Genomic DNA, 1,516 nt, shown 5'->3' with positions numbered 1-1,516 from the left:
CCAGGTGGGGCTGGTCGGGCCGGACGGTGAGCTCTCGGTCGCACGCCGCGCACCAGCCCACGCCGGCGACGCCGCAGCCACCGCACTGGAGCGGAAGGACCAGGTCGAGCACGCCCGCCAGTGTGGCGGCGGCGTCCGACAGCCCGCCCCGTCCGCCGCGGAATAGCACTCCGGGCTGTGGTTTCGGCCTGATCCACAGCCCTGGGTTCACACTCGCGGGCCAAGGCGCGCCACGTCAGCCGGCGACGATCGAATCTCCCTGCACGGTGATCGTCTCCTCGGTCAGCGGGCGCGCGGCCGGGCCCCTGACCACTGCGCCGTCGAGGCTGAACTTGCTGCCGTGGCAGGGGCAGTTGAGGGTCCCGTCGGCCACCGCGTTGATCAGGCAGCCGGAGTGCGTGCACACCGCCGAGAACGCCTTGAAATCCCCCGCCACCGGCTGGGTGATGATGGTCTCGCCGACGATGATGCCCGAGCCGACGGGCACGTCCGCGGTCGTGGTGAGCTCCTCCGACGCCGCCCCTGAAACCTCGTCACCCGAATCGCCGGAATCACCGCCCGAACACGCCGCCAGCGTGGCCGCCGCGAGGCCCACTCCCGCGCCGACGATCACCGACTTCCGGGAAACCTGCATCTTGTCGATATCAATCGGTGCCCTCTCCATCGGCTGGCCGCCGGAGGGCTGTCCGGCAGCACGTCCAGTGTCAGCCCGGCAGCACCGGCAGCGCACCCGCTGTCATCAACGGCCGGACCTCCGCCCACCCGGGGTCGCCGTCGGCGGTCGACCCCGACAGTTGAAGCACCCCGCGCGCGTCGGCGACGTAGACCGCCGACGGGTTCGCCGCCACCGTCGTCACCGGCCGCAGCAGGTTGTACGTCGGGCCGTCGGAGTTCACCCCGTCGAGGTTCACGTAGGCCACCGGGTGCTGGGCATCGGTACGGCTGACGACGATGTCGTCGCCGGTGCGCCAGGACAACGACACCACCGTGTCGCGCAACCCGTAGCCGAGCCGTCGCGGGAAGGTCAGCGCGTACCCGCCGCCTTCTGTCTGCTCGACCCCGGCGAGGATCACCCGTCCCTCGATCACCATGGCCGCGCGGGTGCCGTCCCGCGAGAGCTGCAGTTCAGCGATCGGGCCTGGGAATCGGGTCGACACCGAGGCGGAGTCGACGGGGATCCGGGCGGGCTGGCCCGAGGCGTCCTGGATGACGCGGACGACGTTGATGCCGTCGACGACGACCCAGATGGCGTCGTCCAGCGACCAGCTCGGTCTGCTGAGGCTGCGGCCGTCCATCGCCTGGGATGCGTCCCCGCCCAGCGGTCCCACCCACAGTGTCGAGGCCATGTCGGGAGCGCCGGGGCGCTCGGTGATGATCGAGGCGACCAGCTGACCGCCGCGCGACAGCGAGGCGGCGCTCTGGCCGGGCACTTGCCCGAACGAACCCGACACCCGCGGCGTGCGCTGGCCGTCCAGCCGCACCAGGGACCCGCCGACCAGCGCATGCAGCCCGGCCG

2 protein-coding genes and 1 pseudogene are annotated in these 1,516 nt (G+C 72.0%); all 3 read right to left on the bottom strand.

The annotated features are described in order from the left end of the window. Positions 1-112: pseudogene (locus tag WA944_RS23855) on the bottom strand (ComF family protein); the annotation flags it as partial. Positions 113-235: 123 nt separating this feature from the next. Next, positions 236-634 carry a QcrA and Rieske domain-containing protein gene (locus WA944_RS23850; protein WP_526373090.1) on the bottom strand — a complete coding sequence of 133 codons (399 nt, stop codon included), beginning with the start codon at positions 632-634 and terminating at the stop codon, positions 236-238. 70 nt (positions 635-704) lie between these two features. Continuing rightward, a partial coding sequence (locus WA944_RS23845) for an LpqB family beta-propeller domain-containing protein (RefSeq protein ID WP_526647415.1) occupies positions 705-1,516 on the bottom strand: 812 nt, incomplete at its 5' end.

Source organism: Mycobacterium sp., from assembly GCF_049683355.1.
GTDB lineage: Bacteria > Actinomycetota > Actinomycetes > Mycobacteriales > Mycobacteriaceae > Mycobacterium.
This window is presented reverse-complemented; position numbering and strand designations above follow the sequence as displayed.